The organism is Buttiauxella sp. AC142, from assembly GCF_979253435.1.
Genome location: NZ_CEEDCH010000001.1, coordinates 1,731,664 through 1,750,953, shown reverse-complemented (window position 1 = coordinate 1,750,953; position 19,290 = coordinate 1,731,664). Strand labels below are relative to the sequence as shown.

The following is a 19,290-nucleotide window of genomic DNA, read 5'->3' as shown; positions in this document are numbered from 1 at the left end:
CGCCCGAGTGCGGGGGAAATAAAACCGCTATCAGGCTTTACTCACTTCCGGCGTCAAAAACTGGCTGCGCGGCGAATTACGCAATGTAAAGAATGAGATAGCAGTGAAGCAGGCTGTGATCAATCCTAACGTCAGATAAGCCTGGCTAAAGCCCACCGAGTCATACATTGACCCCGCCCACGTAGAGAGCACAACGCCAGAAAGCTGTTTGGATAAGTTAAAACCAATCAGGAAGAGCGTCGCCGACAGGCGAGGATCAAATACCGAAGAGATATATTTAAACGTTCCCACCAGCAAGAATGGCAATTCAAACATATGCAGCATTTTCAGAATAATGACTTCAGTGCCGGTCGTGGCAAACGAGGAGCCAATGATCCTCACAGACATAATCACGCCCGCCACCAACAAAGCATTTTTAGCCCCTATGCGATTAATAATGAAAGGTGCAAAGAACATAATCGTGGCGTTCAGTAATTCTCCGCCGGTGGTGACAAAACCAAATATTTCAGTCCCCCGCTGCGGCGATGAGAAAAAGCCTTTAAAGAAGTTGGCAAACTGCTGATCGAACACATCGTAAATACTGGCCACGCCAATCACATACAACAAGAATGCCCAGAAGCGCGGCATCTTCAGCAATTCCACCACCATATGCAGTGAGAATTCCTGCTTTTTATTTACGCCCAGCTCGGCAAGTTCAGATTCCATTTTAGGATCGGGCTTTGAGAGCAGTAAAAGTACCGCCAGCACCAGAGCGAAACCGGAGGCTATCCAGAAGGTAATATTCGGGTTAATGCTAAATAAGATGCCGGTCAACGAGGCGCAAATGGCCCAGCCCACACAGCCTGATACGCGCACCTGGCCGTATTCGAAACGGTTATTACGGCTCACACGTTCTATATACGCTTCCACCGCACCGGAACCGCCGGAAAAAACACATCCGAGATAGATCCCGCCTGCCATCGCCCCCAGATAAATATTGAATTGTAATAGCGGCGATAACACGTAGATAAAGAATGGCGCAAACAGAACCAACAGCACGACGATGAACCACAGTAAATGCTTCCGCAACCCTAGCTTGTCGGAAATTAAGCCAAAAGCAATCTGAAAGATAATGGCGAATAGCGAGATCGACGAGAACACCACGCCGGTTTCGGTTTTGGTCAGATGATTTACATCTGCAAGCCATACCGGGAAGAACGGAAAGTAGGCAGACATAATGAAATAGTAGAAAAAGAAGAACAGCATAAAATAGATGAAATTATGTTGTTCCCGACGACTCAACGCTGACAGTTTCATAGGGTATTTCCACTTATTATTATTTATGGATTGAGGGGCAAAGGCTGATAAACGTTTTTTGTAGGGGGACAAGCCTTAGCGTCATCCACCATTTGCATCAGTGGTGTCGGATGACGCTGCTGTACGACCTACATAAGTCTAAGAGTCAGTTGGTAATGCCATTGTGTATCCAGTAACAACCATTTCTTCAGCACGGACGGCGTCCAGGAATCATCACCTCCAACGCCCATATGCTGGGCATCAAGCGAAATAGTGACCCCGTCTTCTGGCACCATTTTGTGCCAGTGCGTAACCGTCATCAGTTGTTCGATACTCCAGGGTTGAACAGAGAAATGGAAATTCCCGCGCGCCTGCCAGATTCCCCAGTCGAGCGATTTTGTTCCGCCACGTAAACCATTTTCCGTCGGGAAGATATACGGCGTGCTCATCTCATCTAGCGGTAATGCCCAACGCGAGAAAATCGCGCTATTACGGCGGTCAGGGTAGTTTTCATGCGGCCCGAGTCCCAACCAGCTAACCTCTTCGTTCTGCGGTTTCACTTTGAAAACCACGCCGACACGAGGCAGCGGCGGCAGGGTTTCTGCGCGTTCGCCGGTCACGGTAAGATGCAATTGCCCAAGGCCATCAAAGCGCATCTGCCAGCAGCTCACGATCGCCACACCTTGATGATTGTGATATCGCCATTCGCTGACCACCACAATATCGTCGCCAAATTGTGTCGCTTCGCAACGCACGCACTCCCTTTCCAGTTGATAAAGCCCTGCACTTTTCCAGCGTTCCGCCCACGCATTAGGATCGATACGCGTCACTTCGCTGACGCCGATATCGTTGTCGATAGGGGCGCGGACAAAGTTGTCACGCAGCGGTTGCAGCAACTGCTCATCGCTGCCCTTCAACCAGCTGCAAAGTAAGCCGTTGGCGCGATCGACTTGCCACTGCTGGCCTGCGGCCTGCACGGTAAATCGGCTTGCTGAGGTGGTGAGAACCGGCGGGTTAGCCGCCGTAGGTTTGGTAGTTAAAACCAGCGGTGCGGCGATGGAAAACTGCTGCCACGCCACGCGATGCCCGGCGGCTGACCACGGCGTTTCATGAGGCTGAATCACTTCAAGCGTCAGCCAGACGTCTTTTGCATCGGCCGGGAGAATCAGGTTTTCGGTCAATGTCAGCTCAACACTGGCTTCGGCTGCCAGAGTCAGCGTTTCACGCCCGTTTAGCACCGGCAACCCCGCCGCCTCGATACGCCATTGCAGCGTTTCGTTATCGGTATCGCGGAACAAATACTCACTGTGAACTCGCACTCTGAGCGGCTGCTGGCTAATCAACTCAAACTGGAAGTATTGCTGCGCTTGTTTGGCTTCAAACAGTGCCGGATGTGGCGTCCGGTCAGTGAAAACCAGGCCATTCATGCAGAACTGGCGGTCGTTAGGCGTGTCGCCAAAATCTCCGCCATAGGCCCAGCCCTGCGTGCCATCGTCGAAGGTTTTCATGATGGCCTGATCCGCCCAGTCCCAAATGAACCCGCCCTGCAAACGAGGATATTCACGGAATGCCTGCCAGTAATCAGAGAAGTTACCCAGGCTGTTGCCCATCGCGTGGGAATATTCACACAAAATGAGCGGACGCTGCTCACCGGGCAGGCTGATCCACTTTTTAATCGCCCATTTCGGCACCGCCGGAATAATCAAATCCGTTTCAACGCGGGAATACATCGGACAAATAATATCGGTGACTGCCGTATCCCCGCCGCCGCCTTCATATTGCACCGGGCGCGATGGATCATTTTTTTTCAGCCAGTGGTAAACCGCATCGTGATTTGCGCCGTAGCCGGACTCATTGCCCAAAGACCAGATAATAATGCACGGATGGTTGCGGTTAGTCTGAACCATGCGCGTGACGCGTGCGCTGTAGGCAGGCAGCCAACTGGCATCATCAGAAAGACGGTTCATCGGCACCATGCCGTGGGTTTCGATGTTTGCCTCATCAACCACATACAAGCCATAGCGGTTACAAAGCTGATACCAGAGCGCGGTATTCGGATAATGAGAGCAGCGGACGGCATTAAAGTTATTCTGCTTCATCAGCAAAATGTCCTGCACCATATCGGCCTCGGTCACGACCTGGCCGCGAAGATGATGGTGTTCATGGCGGTTAACGCCGCGAATCAACAACGGCTTGCCATTCACCCGCAGCAGCCCGTTTATGATCTCGACTTGGCGGAAACCCACGTCGCACGCTTCGGCCTGAATCAGCTCATCACCCTTCCACACCGCCACAACGGCGCGATAACAGTGCGGCGTTTCCGCGCTCCACAACAGTGGGCGCTCAACCGGCAACCTGAGATAGGCACGCTCGGCGTAATTGCCCCGGTCGTCGATCATCGGCGTGCCAAGGGACTGGCGAATGGCGGCAATTTGCTGGTTTCCCTGCCAGAGAGTCGTTTCCACTTCCAGTTCGGATAAACAGGCTGTGGGAGCCGCAACCGCGATGTGGATATTTAGCTCCGCATCGCGATACAACGCATCCAGTTCGGGGGTGATCTGCATATCGGTCAGATGAATTTCGGGCAAATTCATCAGTGAAACCGAGCGGAAAATACCGCTCATGCGCCACATATCCTGATCTTCAAGCCAGGTCCCGGCACTCCAGCGCAACACCATTACACAAAGGCGATTTTCCCCGCCGTGTAAAAACGGAGTCAAATCGAACTCGGCTGGCAAACGGCTATCGACCGAATACCCCACCCATTTGCCGTTACACCACAAATGAAAAGCGGAATTCACACCGTCAAAAATAATGCGTGTCTGCCCGGATGCCAGCCACTGGTCGGAAATATCCACCGTGCGGGTGTAACATCCGGTGGCATTTTCCTCCGGCACAAACGGCGGCGTGGTTTCGATGGGATAGCGCACGTTGGTGTAAATCGGCGCATCGTCGCCGGTCATTTGCCAGTTCGATGGCACGGTAACGGGACGTGCATCCGCCAAATCGCGCTGCAACCAACTGGCGTCAACAGCCTGCGGTTGAGCCCGCCAGCTAAATTGCCAGTCACCATCAAGCGTTCGATGCTGTGGCGACACATGCTCGTCACGCGCTGCAGCAATATCCCGCCAGGCCCTGAACTGCGGGTGCGCCGGTAAACGGTTAATCTGCGTCACCGCCTGTTGCTGCCAGTCACGGCGGTTAAGAATTGCTGCAAACTCTGCTTCTGGGCAGAAAGCGCCCGAACTTTGCGTCATGCTGATTCACCTGTAGTCGTTAAAATGTTATGCGCAATACAATTGAGCAAATTTAGGCAGAGAATCAGCATCACTGGCAAACACAGGTTTTATCAATTCTAAGCACGATCGCAAAAGCGGTCGATTAATCAGCATTTCTGTCGTGAGCATGACAATAAATGTTAGCGCTATACATTTCATGCATGCTGGCTTGACGCAGCCACATCTGCCCCGCATTATGCGAACAAAAAAGGGGTACGCGATGAGCACTCGGCAGGCAACATTAAATGATGTAGCACGTGAAGCGGGCGTGTCGCAGCAAACGGTTTCACGGGTGTTGAATAGCCCGGATTTGGTGTCGTCCCGTACCCGTGAAAAAGTGCTGCATGCGATGAACGTGCTGCACTATGTGCCGAACCGTTCCGCTCAGTTACTGGCGGGTAAAACGATGCCTGCGCTCGGGCTCATCACCTCTTCTCTCACCTACCACGCGCCGTCACAAATTGCAGCGGCCATAAAAAGTCATGCCGAAGAACAGCAATTGCAGGTTTCTGTCGCGATGCCAAAAGGGGCGGAGTACGAAGCATTGCAAGCAGTGCTTAACGAATTTCGGGCGCAAAACATTCGCGGCGTGATTGCGAATCTGCCGCTCGAGAGCACGCTCGCTGAACAACTGGCGCGGGAAAATGACGATCTGGCTTGTTTATTTCTGGATGTTCCGCCAGAGACTGACGTTTCTTGTGTGCGCTTCGATCACCAGGACGGTTCTGGTGCTTGCGTAAAGCATTTGTGGGAACTGGGACACCGACAATTTGGTTTGTTAGCAGGCCCGGCAGAGTCGATTTCTGCTCGTCTGCGCCTGGGTTGCTGGCGTGAAACACTTCATCGATTTGGCGTCAGCAATGCCATAACAGCCTGGGGAGACTGGAGTGCCAGCAGCGGCTGGGCAAAAACCTTCGAGTTGATTCATGCCAATCCTCGCATCAGCGCCATTATCGTCGCCAACGATCAGATGGCCTTAGGTGTATTAAGCGCGTTGGCGCAACTTAAACGCAGCGGCGCAAATGCGGTTTCAGTGACGGGTTATGACGATACCGCAGACAGCCTCTTCTTCCAGCCCGCGTTAACAACGGTTGCGCAGGATTTCGATTTGCTCGGCAAACGTGCGGTGGAAATCGTGACATCGCTGATGGCACAATCGTCGTCACCACAAAAAATACTGAAACTCCTTCCTACCCGTCTTATCATTCGCGAGTCAACTTATCCCTTTCCACACAATGAGACACCGACAGATATTGTGGCGCAGCTGAAATTGCTCATTAATCAGCTATAAATATATGGACATTAGCAGCCACAAATAATGTGTAAAAATGGATATTGGTTGGCGGTGCTATTATAAAACAAACTGATTAGCATTACCTCCGCATTAATTATAGTGATATAGTAGAGTTTGTTCTTGCCACACCGATTACAACTCAACCCACAACTAAGCAACGAATGAATCACAATATAATCATAAGAAACACGAAAAGCATCATTCATCAATTAAAAATAGCTTTTATTAACAATCGTATTTCGCAAGCGGTTCTGAGTTGCACCATGGCTATTATGCCATTTTCAGTTTTACGCGGGGTCGTTATTGTTGCAGGTACGTTATCCCTGAATTTTCATTGGGTAAAAATTTCACAATGGTTAGGTGATTTGCAACAAAACATGCTTATTTTCTTGCCTGTTTTGTTAAATATTATCTTTTCATTACAATGGGCCGTCAGATATCGCCTTTCAATCATGCTCAGTATTTCTCTTAGTCTGACGGTACTGTTTGGAATTGCTGGCCTTGAAAACAATCATGAAGCTAATTTTCTTTTTGGCGTGAGCCTGCCCGTCGCCTTACTCTCCGCTATTTTCACAAATTTAATACTTGAAAAAAACATCACCTTATTTAGAACCAATAAGATTCAATCAAACTGGAAGTCGGCAAAAATATTATCTTTTTTCATTGCCAGGCTAACTTCGCTAATTGTTGTTGGGCATATTATATTAAGTGCCTGCAGTTGGTTAACAAAAGATATTTCAATTGCCATTTACCCTGATGGTTTTTTTCATGGTTTGCTGTATGAAATGATCCGTGAATTTACCTGGTTCTTTGGTATCCACGGGTTTTATATTTTCCAGGATATCGGGTTCAGATTCATGAACAATACGATATCTAACATGGACGCCTGGAAAGCCGGTCATGGGTCTTTAAATATCCTGAGCATCACTTTTTATGAGATGTGGTGTGCGTCCGGCGGATGCGGCGGTACGTTAAGCCTGTTAATCTGCTTATTAATCAGTCGCAACCCGTCTAACCGTCATCTTATTAATGTCTCATTGCCACTGGCGATATTTAACATCAATGAACCGCTGATTTTTGGCGTGCCCGTGGTGCTCAATCCCGTGATGTTCGTCCCTTTTCTGATGACTCCAGCGGTAGATTACATCCTCGCTTACTATGCTACGCTGTGGCACATCATCCCGCCCGCGCAGCAACTGGTGGGTTGGGCAACACCGGCCATCATTAATACATGGCTGGCCACCAATGGCGCATTCAGCGCGGTCTTCTTCCAGGTATTGCTCATTTGCGCGGGAATTGGTATTTACTGGCCTTTCCTGCGCTATATGGAAAAGCGTGACTATAAAGAAATCGCCTTGCCGTGCGGCAAAAAGCGATTTGTTCCGCTAAAAGGTAATCAGTTCCAATTGACGGTGCCGGGTCATCGAGAGGCAGAATCGCCGCATCATTACCTTTCTGAAGTAAATGAATATATAGAAGCAAGACGTCATATTAACGCTCTGCAAAATAGCGGTAATTTTGTTTTGTGGTTTCAACCTCAAATTACACTCGATGAGCGGAAAATAGTGGCAATGGAGGTTTTACTTCGTCATCAAAGTGATGATGGTAAAATTACCCCACCGTATTTTCTAAAATATTATGAACGTATTGGCATGATGCCCGAAGTTGATTTTTGGGTACTGGAAAATGCCGTTGAAGTGATTCATCACGAATTTTCTCGCTTTCCTGGCATGACACTTTCGGTAAATATTTCGCCGCAAACGTTGCTTGAACCTAATTTCCTGAGCGTGGTGAGTAAATTGCTCCGTAACCCGTTGCCTTCCGGCTGGCAGTTGGAAATGGAAATTACCGAATCACAAAAAGTGAAAGAACCCCAGCAAGTGATTGAGGTTCTGGCAGTGTTACGCCAGTTTGGTATCAAAATAGCACTGGATGATTTTGGTTCAGGTTATTCAACCTTATCCTATTTGACACAATATGAACTGGATAAAATTAAGCTGGATCGTACTTTGGTGCTGGGCCTGGCCCGAGAAGGAGGCGAAGCGTTTCTCCATCATGTTGTGCAGTTATGCAAAACCTCCGGCAGCATTGTGTTGATTGAAGGGGTGGAAACCGAAGAAGAACATCAAATTGTACAAAATTGTGGAATCCATTTAGCACAAGGTTTCTTGTTTCACCGCCCACAACCTTTAAACCAATTATGCGAACTTTTAGAAACAAATACTTAGCCGGACATGGCGCCTATTTTATGCATAAAACACAGGAGTGGATTGTCCAGCCCTAATAAAATAGTTGAGTAAAAATACACGAACAGCAACACGGTTGCGTTAATATTTATCGTTGACGCTTTAATTAGCCAACTTTATAATCCTGTTAATTAAATGAAAGCGCATTTCTCATAAATCGAACAAGTCGATAAAAACCTACATTGCGCTAACATCAGTTAAACAACATATTAAAGTACAGCAGTATACAAACAACAAATAAAAACGATAATTTATCTCATTGAGAATTCCTTTCGAGCCTTCTTTAATCGCTTATAAAAGAGTACGAATAGAAAAAATGGTTGTTAAAGAACTCATTCAACATGAAGTTGTGCCTGTCTGCGAACAGGAACCCCAGCTGCGTGGGGGTTATCATTGGTATCATTCAATTACCGGGAAAGTTGCTATCTATCTGATGCTAGGGGTTTTAATTGCCTATGGCATTGGTTCAGGCGCTGGAGTTTTTGAAGTAAACCGTATTTCGCACGAACAATGGTACAAACAAGCCGCCACCAATTCTCAAATCACCAGTTATATTATTCGTAATATTTATACCTCCACCACGGTTAAATCCAACCACGAAGGACAAGTGGTTTCTATTGAATCCGAACGACCGCTCAGTGATGATGAAACCATTATCCAGACCGGATTTAACCCGGCCGATATGCTCACCCTGGTATCAACACAAACTCATAATCCAACCTGGTTATTGTTGTATGACAAGAAACACGGTTTTACCGACCTCAATAACACGGACGACATCTCGCAAAAAATCACCACCGCTACGGATACCGCCAATAGATCAGCGTTAACGGCCTATTATCGCGGCTTCGCGGATATTGGCGGCAAAGAGTATTTCGTCGGTTCGATTCCTATCGTAGACCCCTCAGGAAAATTACTCGGTGCCGTAGTAAGCAGTATCGGAGAACGGGACGCGCTATTTGCCACCCACAATGCACTGCTGAAAAATACGCTACTGATGCTGATTTTAATCCTCGGTATTACGGTTGTGGTGGTTAATTGGCTGGTGCGTAACCTCTTTCGCCCCGTTCCACGTCTGATTCAAGCCGTCTCACTTATCGCGGATGAAAAAACCGACCAGGTCACTCCTTTCCAGACCCAGGATGATGAAATTGGTGAGCTGGCGAAAGCCATTGAAAAACTTCGTGTGGCTATGGTTGACCGGGGTTATCTGCAACGGATGCAGGAAATGGCGCAAAAAATGGAGTACATGGCGCATCATGACTCTTTGACACTGCTGCCTAACAGGGTTTCTTATCGAAATTCTATCGACGAACGACTGATAAAATTGAGAACCGAGGGCCGAATTTTCAATCTGTTGCTCATCGATTTAGATAATTTCAAACCGGTTAATGATACTTACGGCCACGTAGTTGGCGACGAACTCCTTATTGAATCGTCGGTACGTCTGTGCGCAATTATCGGTGAAAAAGATATGGCTATTCGCCTGGGCGGCGATGAATTTGCCATTCTTCAGGAAGTGCAACGCGACTCAATTATTGAAGCACAAACGCTGGCAAGAAAAGTGCTGGCGACGCTGAACGAACCGTTCACCTGTAGCGGGAATACGTTTTCTATCAGTGGCAGCATCGGGATTTCCTGTGCTCCGCAACATGGAAACACGCGTGAAGATTTATTCGCCCATGCCGATCTTGCGTTGTACACCTCTAAAAGTTTCGGCCGCAATTGTTTCCATTTTTATTCTCCGGGCATGACGATGAACCCTTCCAATAACCTGCTCTTTAGCCAGGAAATTGAGAACGGCATCAGAAATAATGAGTTCTTCCTGCACTACCAAAAAATTGTCAGCCTCGATAACTGCCGCAGCGAAGGCTATGAAGCGCTAGTTCGCTGGCAACACCCGGTTCGCGGACAACTGCAACCCCATCATTTTATTTCGGTTTCTGAAGATATAGGGCTGATTGCCAGGCTTGGCGAGTGGCTGATACGCAGTGCCTGCATAGATGCGGCTAATTGGCCCGTGGCGAAAACCGTTTCAGTGAATGTTTCCCCGCACCAGCTTCGTCATCCACGAATTTTAGATACCATTCGGAACGCCTTGCGTGACAGCGGCCTGGATCCTGCCCGTCTGGAAATAGAAATTACCGGTTCTGAGCCGTTGGACAAAGAAATTATCCTTCCTATTCTCAATGCCATTCAGGCGCTGGGAATCGGAATTGTTCTCGATGGATTCGGCACTGGCTTTGCCACGCTCGATTACTTAATTATTTTCCCGTTCAGCCATATCAAAATTGCCCGCCCACTGATTGATATGCTTGATAAGTGCGAGGACAGGCAGGCGCTAGTGAGTATGTTGGTTCGTTACGCGCTACAGCGTGGGCTGAAAGTGACCGCTGAAGGCGTTGAAACCCAGCAACAGTATGAATTTTTGCTCACAATCGGGGGCGTAAAAATGACGGCACAAGGATTTTACTTTGGCAGAGCCGTAGAAAATTCAAATGTAGTGGCAGAACTGGAGCAAGAGAAAATGGAGCAACAATGTCACTTTTAATCAATCACTTATATCAAGCATCAATTTCTGCGGCCGCAGCATTACTATTTTCCCTTGGTATGCTCATTCCTTCGAGCGGCCACGCGGAAGACATTTTGGCTCGTATCACCCAAAGCAAAACCATCACTCTGAGTTATCAGACAGATGTATTTCCTTATTCTTATTTCGAAAATAATAAGCCACAAGGTTATTCCATTGATATCTGCCATAAACTGATCGACATGATTAAACAGGAGTTAAAGCTTCCTGAGCTTCGCATCAAATGGGTTCCCGTCACCACCGCCACACAGTTTTTAACCGTCAAAAATAAAAGCATCGATATGGGCTGCATCCCCACGATTTACACGGCAGAAAGGCAAAAAATCGTGACCTTTTCTGAACCGTATTTCTTCTCAGCGACCCGCTTTGTGTCGCGTATGGAAGATGATATTACGGATATTGAAGAGCTGAACGGCCATACGGTTATCGTGAAAAGCGGTACGGTGTTCGTCAGACATATCCAGGAAGCGAACGCCCAGCACCAACTGTCATTGAATATTGATCTCGGCACCGACAATACGAAGGCTTTTTCCGAGCTGGAAAGTGGCAGAACGCCGGTGATTGTTTCCAGCGACGTGTTACTGCTTGCGCAAGCAGCGCTTTCAGGGCACCCGCAGGCATTCAGGATTTCTGCACAAACCCTCAGCCCGCGATTGCCCATCGCCATGCCGATTAAGAAAGGGAATCCGAAATTTACCGCGCTGATCAATACCTCGATGAAACGTCTGCTACAAAGTCCAGATTTCATGACTATTTATAATAAATGGTTTATGCGGCCGATAATGCCTGAAGGAGTGACTCTCAACTTGCCATTATCGCCAGAATTGAAGAAGCGTATTTCTTCGCAAACCCCGTATGCTTATTAAATATTTTTCCGGTGAGCACCCGAAGATAACGACAAACGATAAAAGCCTATCAATGAAACAGAAACCGTACCTGAGTTATATATTAAGTTTGTTTATGCTAATTACCGTGACTGCGGTGAAGGCAGAACCGAATATGTCTACGCTGGAAAGAATTTCCAGCCATAAAATCATCAATATTGGCTATCGGGATGCGCCGCCCTATTCCTACAAAACTCGTGATGGTCAAGTTGTTGGGTATGTCATTGAATTGTGCAAAAACGTGACGGAAAGTCTCAAAAAGAATCTGCACATTAATCATCTGGAAGTTAACTATATTCCTGTACCCATATCCATGCGCATCTCGATGCTAAAACATAATGTGATTGATATGGATTGTTCGGTTAATACGGATACCGTAAAACGCCGAAGCGTCGTTTCATTCTCCCGCCATTATCTGTTAGTTCAAACACGATTCGGTACCCCTGTCGGTACAAATATTCATACTTTTTTAGACTTAGCGGGCAGAACAATCAGTGTAACCAAGGGAACGGCAGACTTAATTAGTGCTAATACCCTCAATCGGGTACAGAATCTTAATCTATTTGTTTTGACTCAACCGACAATGAAAGATGCTTTTATTACAATGAGTCAGCATAAGAGTTTTGCGACAGCAACGAATGAGGTGTCGCTTAAGGAACTGATTGAAAGTAGTGAACATCCTGAAGATTATCAGATGTCAGATCTAACGCTGGGTACGCCACAAAATCTGGGAATCATGCTCCGTTATGACGATCAAGAATTCAAAAAAATAGTAGATGCCTCTCTGGCAGATCGGTTCAAGCGCCATGATTTTAAGTCATTTTATGATCAATGGTTTAATAGCATCTTACCCGATAAAAACTTCAACCTGCATCTTCCTCTAACAGCTGAAATGTATAAATACATTGCACAGAACACCTGATTTTAAAACTATAACCCGCGCAATAAAAAAGGGAGAAAGTAAACTTTCTCCCCTAATACGCGATATTAATTACATCAGTTGAAGCAACATGCAGAAAGACATTCCGCACAATACACCATATAACAAATTGCTCTGCGCCGTTTTACGCACACGTTTTTGAGAATGAATGGTAACGTCTTCCAGTCTTTTACGAACGTTGCGCGAAACCTGTGTATGGTGTGTTATGACATCTTTTGAACAGTGCCGGAACCTTGCGATGTCATCCCTTATAAACTCATCGACAACGCCTTTGTTGGCTTTGAGTTCGCGGACAATTCCTTCAAGCATTTTTTCCATGCCTTTTACCCGCAGGACAACATCTTCTTCCATTTCCAGTGACAGCATAATCCAAATCCATGATTAATTATAACACCTGGGGGTAATTCATTTACCGCCCATCCCTTTCAGGATAATAATGTCGTCAAGAAACAACCTAAGCAAGACAATAAACATTAATAAAACTTAAGTTGAAAATATTTCAGGTGAATTGGCGCTATATTGTTCACCCATAAAAAATAATTAATCACGCTCTCCATTTGTTATTGCATCAATACTTTCTGGTAACAAACGAATTTCCGCCGCGCGGCGATGAGCCTGCATTCCTTCAGTGCGACTTTGGCGGACAGCAGGTTGCGCGACGGCTGCAATTCCATGCTCATCAATCCACTGGTGGGTGCAAATTTTCACATACGCGCCAACCCATAAACCGCCGGTATAGCGAGCCGCAGCCATCGTTGGCAGTGTATGGTTGGTTCCGCAACACTTGTCAGAGAACACAACGCTGGCATTTTGTCCGATGAACAACGAACCATAATTACGGATTTTGCTGGCCGTCGCATGGGGGTCACGGGTGTGCACTTGCAGATGTTCCGTGGCCATATGGTCTGCCCAGGCGATGAGCTGTTCCTCGTCGCTACAAATCACAATTTCGCCCTGTCGTTTCCAAGCTTCACCTGCGGTTACTGCCGTGGGTAAATTCGACAGCTGGCGTTCAATTTCAGCCAGCGTCGCGCGGGCGATTTGTGGACTGGTGGTCGCCATCCCGACGCGGGTATGCACATCATGTTCAGCCTGAGCCAACAGGTCCGCCGCAAGAATTCGCGGGTCTGCGCTGTCATCAGCAATCACATAAATCTCACTTGGCCCAGCCAGGGCGTCGATGCCGACTTTACCGAACACCTGGCGTTTAGCTTCGTTAACAAAGGCATTGCCCGGCCCGACAACTTTATCCACTACCGGGATAGATTCTGTCCCCCAGGCCATGGCGGCAATCGCCTGTGCGCCACCAACCTTAAAGATGCGGTGCGCCCCCGCAAGGTGGCAAATGGCTATCATCGCCGGATGCGCCCCCGGCGGCAGGCAGGCAATAATCTGGTCACATCCTGCCACTACCGCCGGGACAATTGACATTACCGGCGCGGATAAAATGGGGTAACGCCCACCTGGCACATAACAGCCCACAGTCTGAATAGGGATAATGCGGTGCCCGAGATGCACGCCCGGCAGCGTTTCGATATCCAGCGGCTGCATGGTTGCCAGTTGCGCCTGCGCAAAGCGTTTAACCTGCGCAATGGCAAACTCGCTGTCCTTACGCGTTTGCGGGTCGAGATCCGCCAGTGCACTGGCAATTTCATGTTCCGAAACTTCAAATTTGTCCGGTGTGGTTTTATCAAACTTTGCCGAGTAGTCACGCAGCGCGGCATCGCCACGCTCGCGCACCTGGTCGATAATATTCTGCACCGTCTCGGTTAGCGTGCGGTCAGCCTGAACATCTTGTCCCTGCGGACGTTTAATAAACTCTACATCAGCCTCAGAAATCGTACCCATTTCTTACTCCTCCATTTGTCCCAGTTTAATTTGTGCCAGCAGAGCCAGATGGTCGTAGACCACCCATTCATCAACGATTTTGCCGTTGACGATGTGATAGTGGGACATCCCCATAACGAACAGGCGCTCACCGGTCGGTTTACCCAGCTCGCCGTAACCCAGGTGGTGGCCTTCCATGATCCAACGCACCGCCACTTTGGTACCGCCTTCTTCGCAAGGGTTGGAGCAGACATGCTGCGGCATCCACGCCCCGTCCGGGATCATGCCAATCAGCGCCAGCGTCTGGTGGATAACCGCCGCCTGACCGTACAACTCTTTCATCAGCGGACCATGCCACTGTACATTCGGGGCATACACATCTTTGATTTTGCCGAGCATGCGACGGTTATAAATTTCGTGCAGCCAGCGCAGGCACTGCTCTTCGGTATCGGTATGCGCAATGGAGACATCGCATTCCATTTCTGGCGGATACTGCCCGACCATGCGGCGGTTTTCGCCGATATCGGTGACACGGAAGCCCTTATCGAACTGCTCTTTTGCCATGCCGTAGGCTATCGCGTCGGTATCCAGACCCAGCTGACGCATCATCGCCATGTTGTCGCTGACCACCCACTCGCGATAAATCTTGTTTTCGTGGATCATGCAGTCCGCCACGGTACGGGTCACAAACGTGCGGTTAGTCGGTTTACCCAGATGACTGTACTGAGTGTGACGGCCAGTGCCGGTTACCAGGTGGGAGGTGTAAAAACCGTCAACGTCGTTACCATTCCAGATAACTTGCGTTGCCATACCGCGGCGTTCAGGGAAGGCAATTAAGCGCTGCAACGTATCCTGCACAACCTGCTCGCGGTTATACATGGTACCGAGCGCATTGTATAAAACACAGTTGTGGGTATAGTGGGTGTAAATTAAACCAACGTCACGCTCGTCCCATATTTTATGGGTGCAACGCACAATGTAATCGACAATATCCGTATAACAATCATCAAAGCCCCGCAATGATTGCACTCGCGGACGTTTCTCCGGAACCAAATCAATAAAGTCACGGCGTTCCACTTGTAATACCGGTTCATCGCGCGTGGATTTTACATTGGTTTTTTCCGAAGCTACCGGCGTTTTATTGGTTGTTTCAGTTGAAGACATATGACCTCCTGCGTTATTTGATTGCGCTATTGGTATTGTCAGCGCACATTATTCAGGGATAGGAATATCCCTCACCTGCAAATGGCGATAATATTTATTTTCTGGGTTAGCTATTTGGCGAGGAGGTTATCCTCGCCAATAAATGTAATTAATTAAAAATCTGTGACCATATCGCTAATTCATCGACACCCAGATATTCCCGGATAATTAACCCATCGCGTAATTCCAGTTGGCTAATACCGGTAATAGAAACCGGGCGACGGGTCGGGGTACCGAATTTCCCGTAACCGTCGTGCCAGGTTAACAGCGACCAGCGCAACGAAAGGCGCACCGGTTCATTGGCATCACGGCGCACCACCAGGTGATGGAGATGCGTTTCGCTGTCGGCAAACGACGCCCGGTATCCCGAAAGAAAACCGCCGATATCCTGCTCGCCCGTGCACAACACGTGGCCCGGCCCATGCAGCGTTGCGGCAGGATGATATAACCCTGGCACCACACCGCTGTTGCCACCTGCCCACATCGACAAATAGCGTTCAATCAGTCCGGCAAGTGGGCCATCAACGTCATCCCCTTCAGGGCCGCCCGCCCAGCGCGCGTCCATCTCTTCGGCACTGATATTTTCCAGCCCGGCTTCACGACGTGAATCTGCGAGTTGCCTCGCAAAATCACGCACTTCCATTCCCGTTTGCAAAATGATGGCTGCGCGGTCTTGCAATAACCACTCCTGACGCACTGCGCCTTCAGCGCAAACGCGATCCGCCCAGGTGCGCACCCAAATCGATTTTCCGCTCGGTTTCCCAAAGAACCCCTCGCCCTGATGCTGGATACAGGCCACCGTGCGTTGCGCGGCGTAATATTCAAACTGCGGCGAATGGGTACAAAGAATATCTTCGGTTAGCACCGTGCGCTGCGGGAAACTGTGCATCGCTTCAAGCGTGAGCCGCATAAATTGCGACAGGTCATTGAGCTGTTTTTCCGGGGTGTTAAATACCACCGGAGTGGCGTAGAAATCTGCCAGTTGGCCGATATCTTTTTGCTCCCATACCACATGGGTCAGCGTCAAAATAAACTGCTGGATAGAATCAAACTGAGGGCTAAAGCCCGGCAACCTGGTCATTCAACCTCCTGCGGCTGGAACAATGACAGCCCATCTTTTTCGATAACGCCAAATTGTGGCCGCCTTGCGGAATGACGCACCACCAGCACACCAGGAACCACAACCTGTTCCGGTTCAATGTTTTCACTTTCAATCTGTTTCATCAGTAGCGCTATGGTGGCCCCGACCATGGCATCAACAGGCTGAGATGCCGACGTCAGAGCGTAAGACGGCCAACCTGAAGGGCCGGTATCGTCATAACCGATGACCGAAAGATCTTCTGGAATCCGCAGGCCAAATTCGAACCGGGCAACATCCATCACGGTAAGCGCCATATGATCATTGGCAGCAAAAATGGCATCCGGTGGCTGTGGCGAGGAAAACAGTTCCCAGGCCGCTTTTGCGGTTTTTCTGGCATCGTAATCCCCCTGCACCACGCGGACATCCTTAATTCCGTGGTGATTAAGCGTATTGATATACCCACTCTGCCGCGCCAGGTTAACCGAAGAGTCAGAAAGCCCGGCCACATACGCAAAGTGCTGGTGCTCCCCGGCGAGCAGAAATTCTGCAATCTGTTTGGCTGCCGCTTCGTTATCGGTATTCACGCTCGACGCCGTGGCATTTTCTTCGCTGCGATTAAACAGCACCACCGGGATCCCGGCAGCGACACACTCTTCGGAAAGCTCGACCGACAGCGAAACCGAAGCCAGCACAATCCCGTCAACCCGGTATTGCATGATCTGGTCGAAAATCCGGTCGACGTTACCATCGCGGTCGCCCACAAACAGCAGCAGGTGGTAATTCAGCTCATCGAGCTTTTGCGCCAGTGCTTCCAGAACCTGCGGGTAGAACTGGTTATCAAAATAGGACATCACCACACCCACAATCCTTGAGCGGGCGGTGTTTAGGGATCGGGCAATGGCATTTGGCCGATAGCCCAGTTCGCGCGCCGCCTTCAGCACCTTTTCACGCGTTGCCGGAGAAATGCTCGCTCCTGGCGTGAAAGTGCGCGATACCGCCGATTGTGATACTCCCGCTATTTGCGCCACTTGCTGAGAAGTCACGGGGCCAAAAGTCTTACGTTTCATGATTTGGTAGTCCTTATCCACATCCCTCTGGAATGCCTGTTTTTTATACTTACACCATCTTTGCATGCGTATGCAACAGACAAAATTATTTTTTTCACATTTACATTATCTGCCTTTACAAAATTGAAACCTTTTCGTAACTTCAACTTTTGAATACGTATGCAGAAAACAAAAAATACGCCGTCAGTTTTACCGGTGACGCAAGTTAGCGACAAAGGATTGCACCGGTTAATGCCGTACTTGATTGGTTATAACCCATTAATATTTAAGAGGTTCACCACATGTTTCGTGCACTCTTTAGTCGATCCGAAGTCAGATTGTTTTTTACCATTAGCGTGTTGTTCTTCATTTGCATCCACAGTATCGATGCATTTCTCGCCCCGATGTTAATCAGCGAAGGAATGCAGCCAGAAGTGGTGGGAATGATTATGGGCGCCAGTGGATTAGCCACGTTATTTATCCGTTTCCCGATTGGCATTTTGTCGGACGTGGTGAAGAGCCGAAAAATATTTATCCAGGTCAGCCTGCTGTTACCGATGGTGACCTGGCCGATAGCCTACCTGGAACCCACCGCCGTGACATTGTACCTGGCGAAGGCCGCCGATGGATTCACTGCGGCGACCTGGGTTTTGTATAACATCCTGTTTATTCGCTATTTTGATAAAAAAGATGCGCCTGCCGCTGTGGCATTACTGGCACTTGCCGGGCCATTAGGGGTTTTCCTCGGCAACTGTATTGGTGGCGCGTTAATCCACTTTTTTGACAAGAACATCGGCTATTTTGTCTCAAGCGTATCGGCGCTGCTGGCATTGATTCTGACGTTTCGCATTAAAGAATTTCATGATGCTGCCCGCGCACCCACGCTTAAAGCCTGTATTAATAGTGCGAAGCGCCAGCTCGCGGACCCTTCCGTATGGTTTATTGGCCTGCTGGCCACCATTGTCATCCTGGTGCCTTTCGCCACCCGCGATACGCTGACCCCTATTTATGCCCAACAGCTCGGCGCGAAAGCCGGTATTTTGACCTTGCTGAGTAATATCCATTTGATCTTCTACGCGCTGGCGATAGCGATGTGTAGTTCGGTGTTTTATAAACGCCTGGGACTGGTGAACACCGCCGTTATTGGCATTATCCTGCAAGTGATTTCCAGTATCGGCATTCCTTTCACCAGCAATATGTATCTCATCTATTTCTTACAGGCGATGGCGGGTTTCTCGTTTGGTATGGCATTCGCCGTGTTTATGTCGTTAAGCGTGGTGAATACGGTGGAGGATGAACAATCAACGCGCATGGGCTTATTCCAGACCATTTATTCTGTCGGCATGTTTGTCGGCCCGGTCGCGATGGGTTTGATGTTGCAGCATATTAATTTGTCTTCCGGGTATCTGATGATTGGCGTGTTGTGCGTGATTGCGGCTTTCCTCACACCCATGGCGGCACGCAGTGTGGAGCAGCGCCAGATAAAAGCGGCGCAAAAGAATCTGCCGAACGTTTCTTCGGCACAGGAATATGCTAATAAAACCAGCCAGTAAATTTAAACCTTAATCGTTTATTTAATCCGATTCACCCCATTCACCCGCAATGCCGGGCGGGATAAACACGTAT

Annotated in this window: 13 protein-coding genes; 6 read left to right on the top strand and 7 right to left on the bottom strand. The window is 48.8% G+C overall.

What is annotated here, in order from left to right:
- Nucleotides 1–30: 30 nt before the first annotated feature.
- Both AC0IWZ_RS08015 and AC0IWZ_RS08010 read right to left on the bottom strand, forming a co-directional pair.
- The gene (locus AC0IWZ_RS08015) at nucleotides 31–1,296 is read right to left on the bottom strand and encodes an oligosaccharide MFS transporter (RefSeq protein WP_471677660.1); all 1,266 of its coding nucleotides are present in this window, start codon (nucleotides 1,294–1,296) and stop codon (nucleotides 31–33) included.
- Nucleotides 1,297–1,424: 128 nt separating this feature from the next.
- Nucleotides 1,425–4,532: a beta-galactosidase gene (locus AC0IWZ_RS08010; RefSeq protein ID WP_471677661.1), complete on the bottom strand. Its 3,108-nt coding sequence runs from the start codon at nucleotides 4,530–4,532 to the stop codon at nucleotides 1,425–1,427.
- Between the two features lie 241 nt (nucleotides 4,533–4,773).
- Between AC0IWZ_RS08010 and AC0IWZ_RS08005 the strand changes: the two genes are divergently transcribed.
- From AC0IWZ_RS08005 to AC0IWZ_RS07985, 5 genes are all read left to right on the top strand, one after another.
- Nucleotides 4,774–5,844 carry a LacI family DNA-binding transcriptional regulator gene (locus AC0IWZ_RS08005; protein ID WP_410372606.1) on the top strand — a complete coding sequence of 357 codons (1,071 nt, stop codon included), beginning with the start codon at nucleotides 4,774–4,776 and terminating at the stop codon, nucleotides 5,842–5,844.
- A gap of 266 nt (nucleotides 5,845–6,110) precedes the next feature.
- Entirely contained in the window at nucleotides 6,111–8,075 is a 1,965-nt protein-coding gene (locus tag AC0IWZ_RS08000) for an EAL domain-containing protein (protein ID WP_471677662.1), read from the top strand.
- 334 nt (nucleotides 8,076–8,409) lie between these two features.
- Nucleotides 8,410–10,644 (top strand): bifunctional diguanylate cyclase/phosphodiesterase, encoded by a 2,235-nt coding sequence (locus tag AC0IWZ_RS07995; protein WP_471677664.1) that lies wholly within the window; start codon nucleotides 8,410–8,412, stop codon nucleotides 10,642–10,644.
- Nucleotides 10,632–11,549 (top strand): amino acid ABC transporter substrate-binding protein, encoded by a 918-nt coding sequence (locus tag AC0IWZ_RS07990; protein ID WP_471677666.1) that lies wholly within the window; start codon nucleotides 10,632–10,634, stop codon nucleotides 11,547–11,549. The genes AC0IWZ_RS07995 and AC0IWZ_RS07990 overlap by 13 nt, the downstream gene beginning before the upstream one ends.
- A 133-nt stretch (nucleotides 11,550–11,682) precedes the next feature.
- Nucleotides 11,683–12,489, top strand: a complete 807-nt coding sequence (locus AC0IWZ_RS07985) for a transporter substrate-binding domain-containing protein (RefSeq protein ID WP_471677667.1) — start codon at nucleotides 11,683–11,685, stop codon at nucleotides 12,487–12,489.
- 69 nt (nucleotides 12,490–12,558) lie between these two features.
- On the opposite strand, the gene AC0IWZ_RS07980 is transcribed toward AC0IWZ_RS07985, so the two are convergent.
- The 5 genes from AC0IWZ_RS07980 to AC0IWZ_RS07960 form a co-directional block, all read right to left on the bottom strand.
- Nucleotides 12,559–12,873, bottom strand: a complete 315-nt coding sequence (locus AC0IWZ_RS07980; protein WP_034494879.1) for a hypothetical protein — start codon at nucleotides 12,871–12,873, stop codon at nucleotides 12,559–12,561.
- A gap of 174 nt (nucleotides 12,874–13,047) precedes the next feature.
- Complete coding sequence (hisD, locus tag AC0IWZ_RS07975; protein WP_471677668.1) at nucleotides 13,048–14,355, bottom strand: histidinol dehydrogenase; 1,308 nt, start codon at nucleotides 14,353–14,355, stop codon at nucleotides 13,048–13,050.
- Between the two features lie 3 nt (nucleotides 14,356–14,358).
- Complete coding sequence (locus AC0IWZ_RS07970; RefSeq protein ID WP_034494876.1) at nucleotides 14,359–15,498, bottom strand: nuclear transport factor 2 family protein; 1,140 nt, start codon at nucleotides 15,496–15,498, stop codon at nucleotides 14,359–14,361.
- Between the two features lie 148 nt (nucleotides 15,499–15,646).
- Nucleotides 15,647–16,618 carry a nuclear transport factor 2 family protein gene (locus AC0IWZ_RS07965; RefSeq protein WP_471677669.1) on the bottom strand — a complete coding sequence of 324 codons (972 nt, stop codon included), beginning with the start codon at nucleotides 16,616–16,618 and terminating at the stop codon, nucleotides 15,647–15,649.
- Nucleotides 16,615–17,685, bottom strand: coding sequence for a LacI family DNA-binding transcriptional regulator (locus AC0IWZ_RS07960; RefSeq protein WP_034494874.1), 1,071 nt, complete (start codon nucleotides 17,683–17,685; stop codon nucleotides 16,615–16,617). The genes AC0IWZ_RS07965 and AC0IWZ_RS07960 overlap by 4 nt, the downstream gene beginning before the upstream one ends.
- A 281-nt stretch (nucleotides 17,686–17,966) precedes the next feature.
- On the opposite strand from AC0IWZ_RS07960, the gene AC0IWZ_RS07955 reads away from it, so the two are divergent.
- Entirely contained in the window at nucleotides 17,967–19,217 is a 1,251-nt protein-coding gene (locus AC0IWZ_RS07955; RefSeq protein WP_471677670.1) for an MFS transporter, read from the top strand.
- Nucleotides 19,218–19,290: the final 73 nt, after the last annotated feature.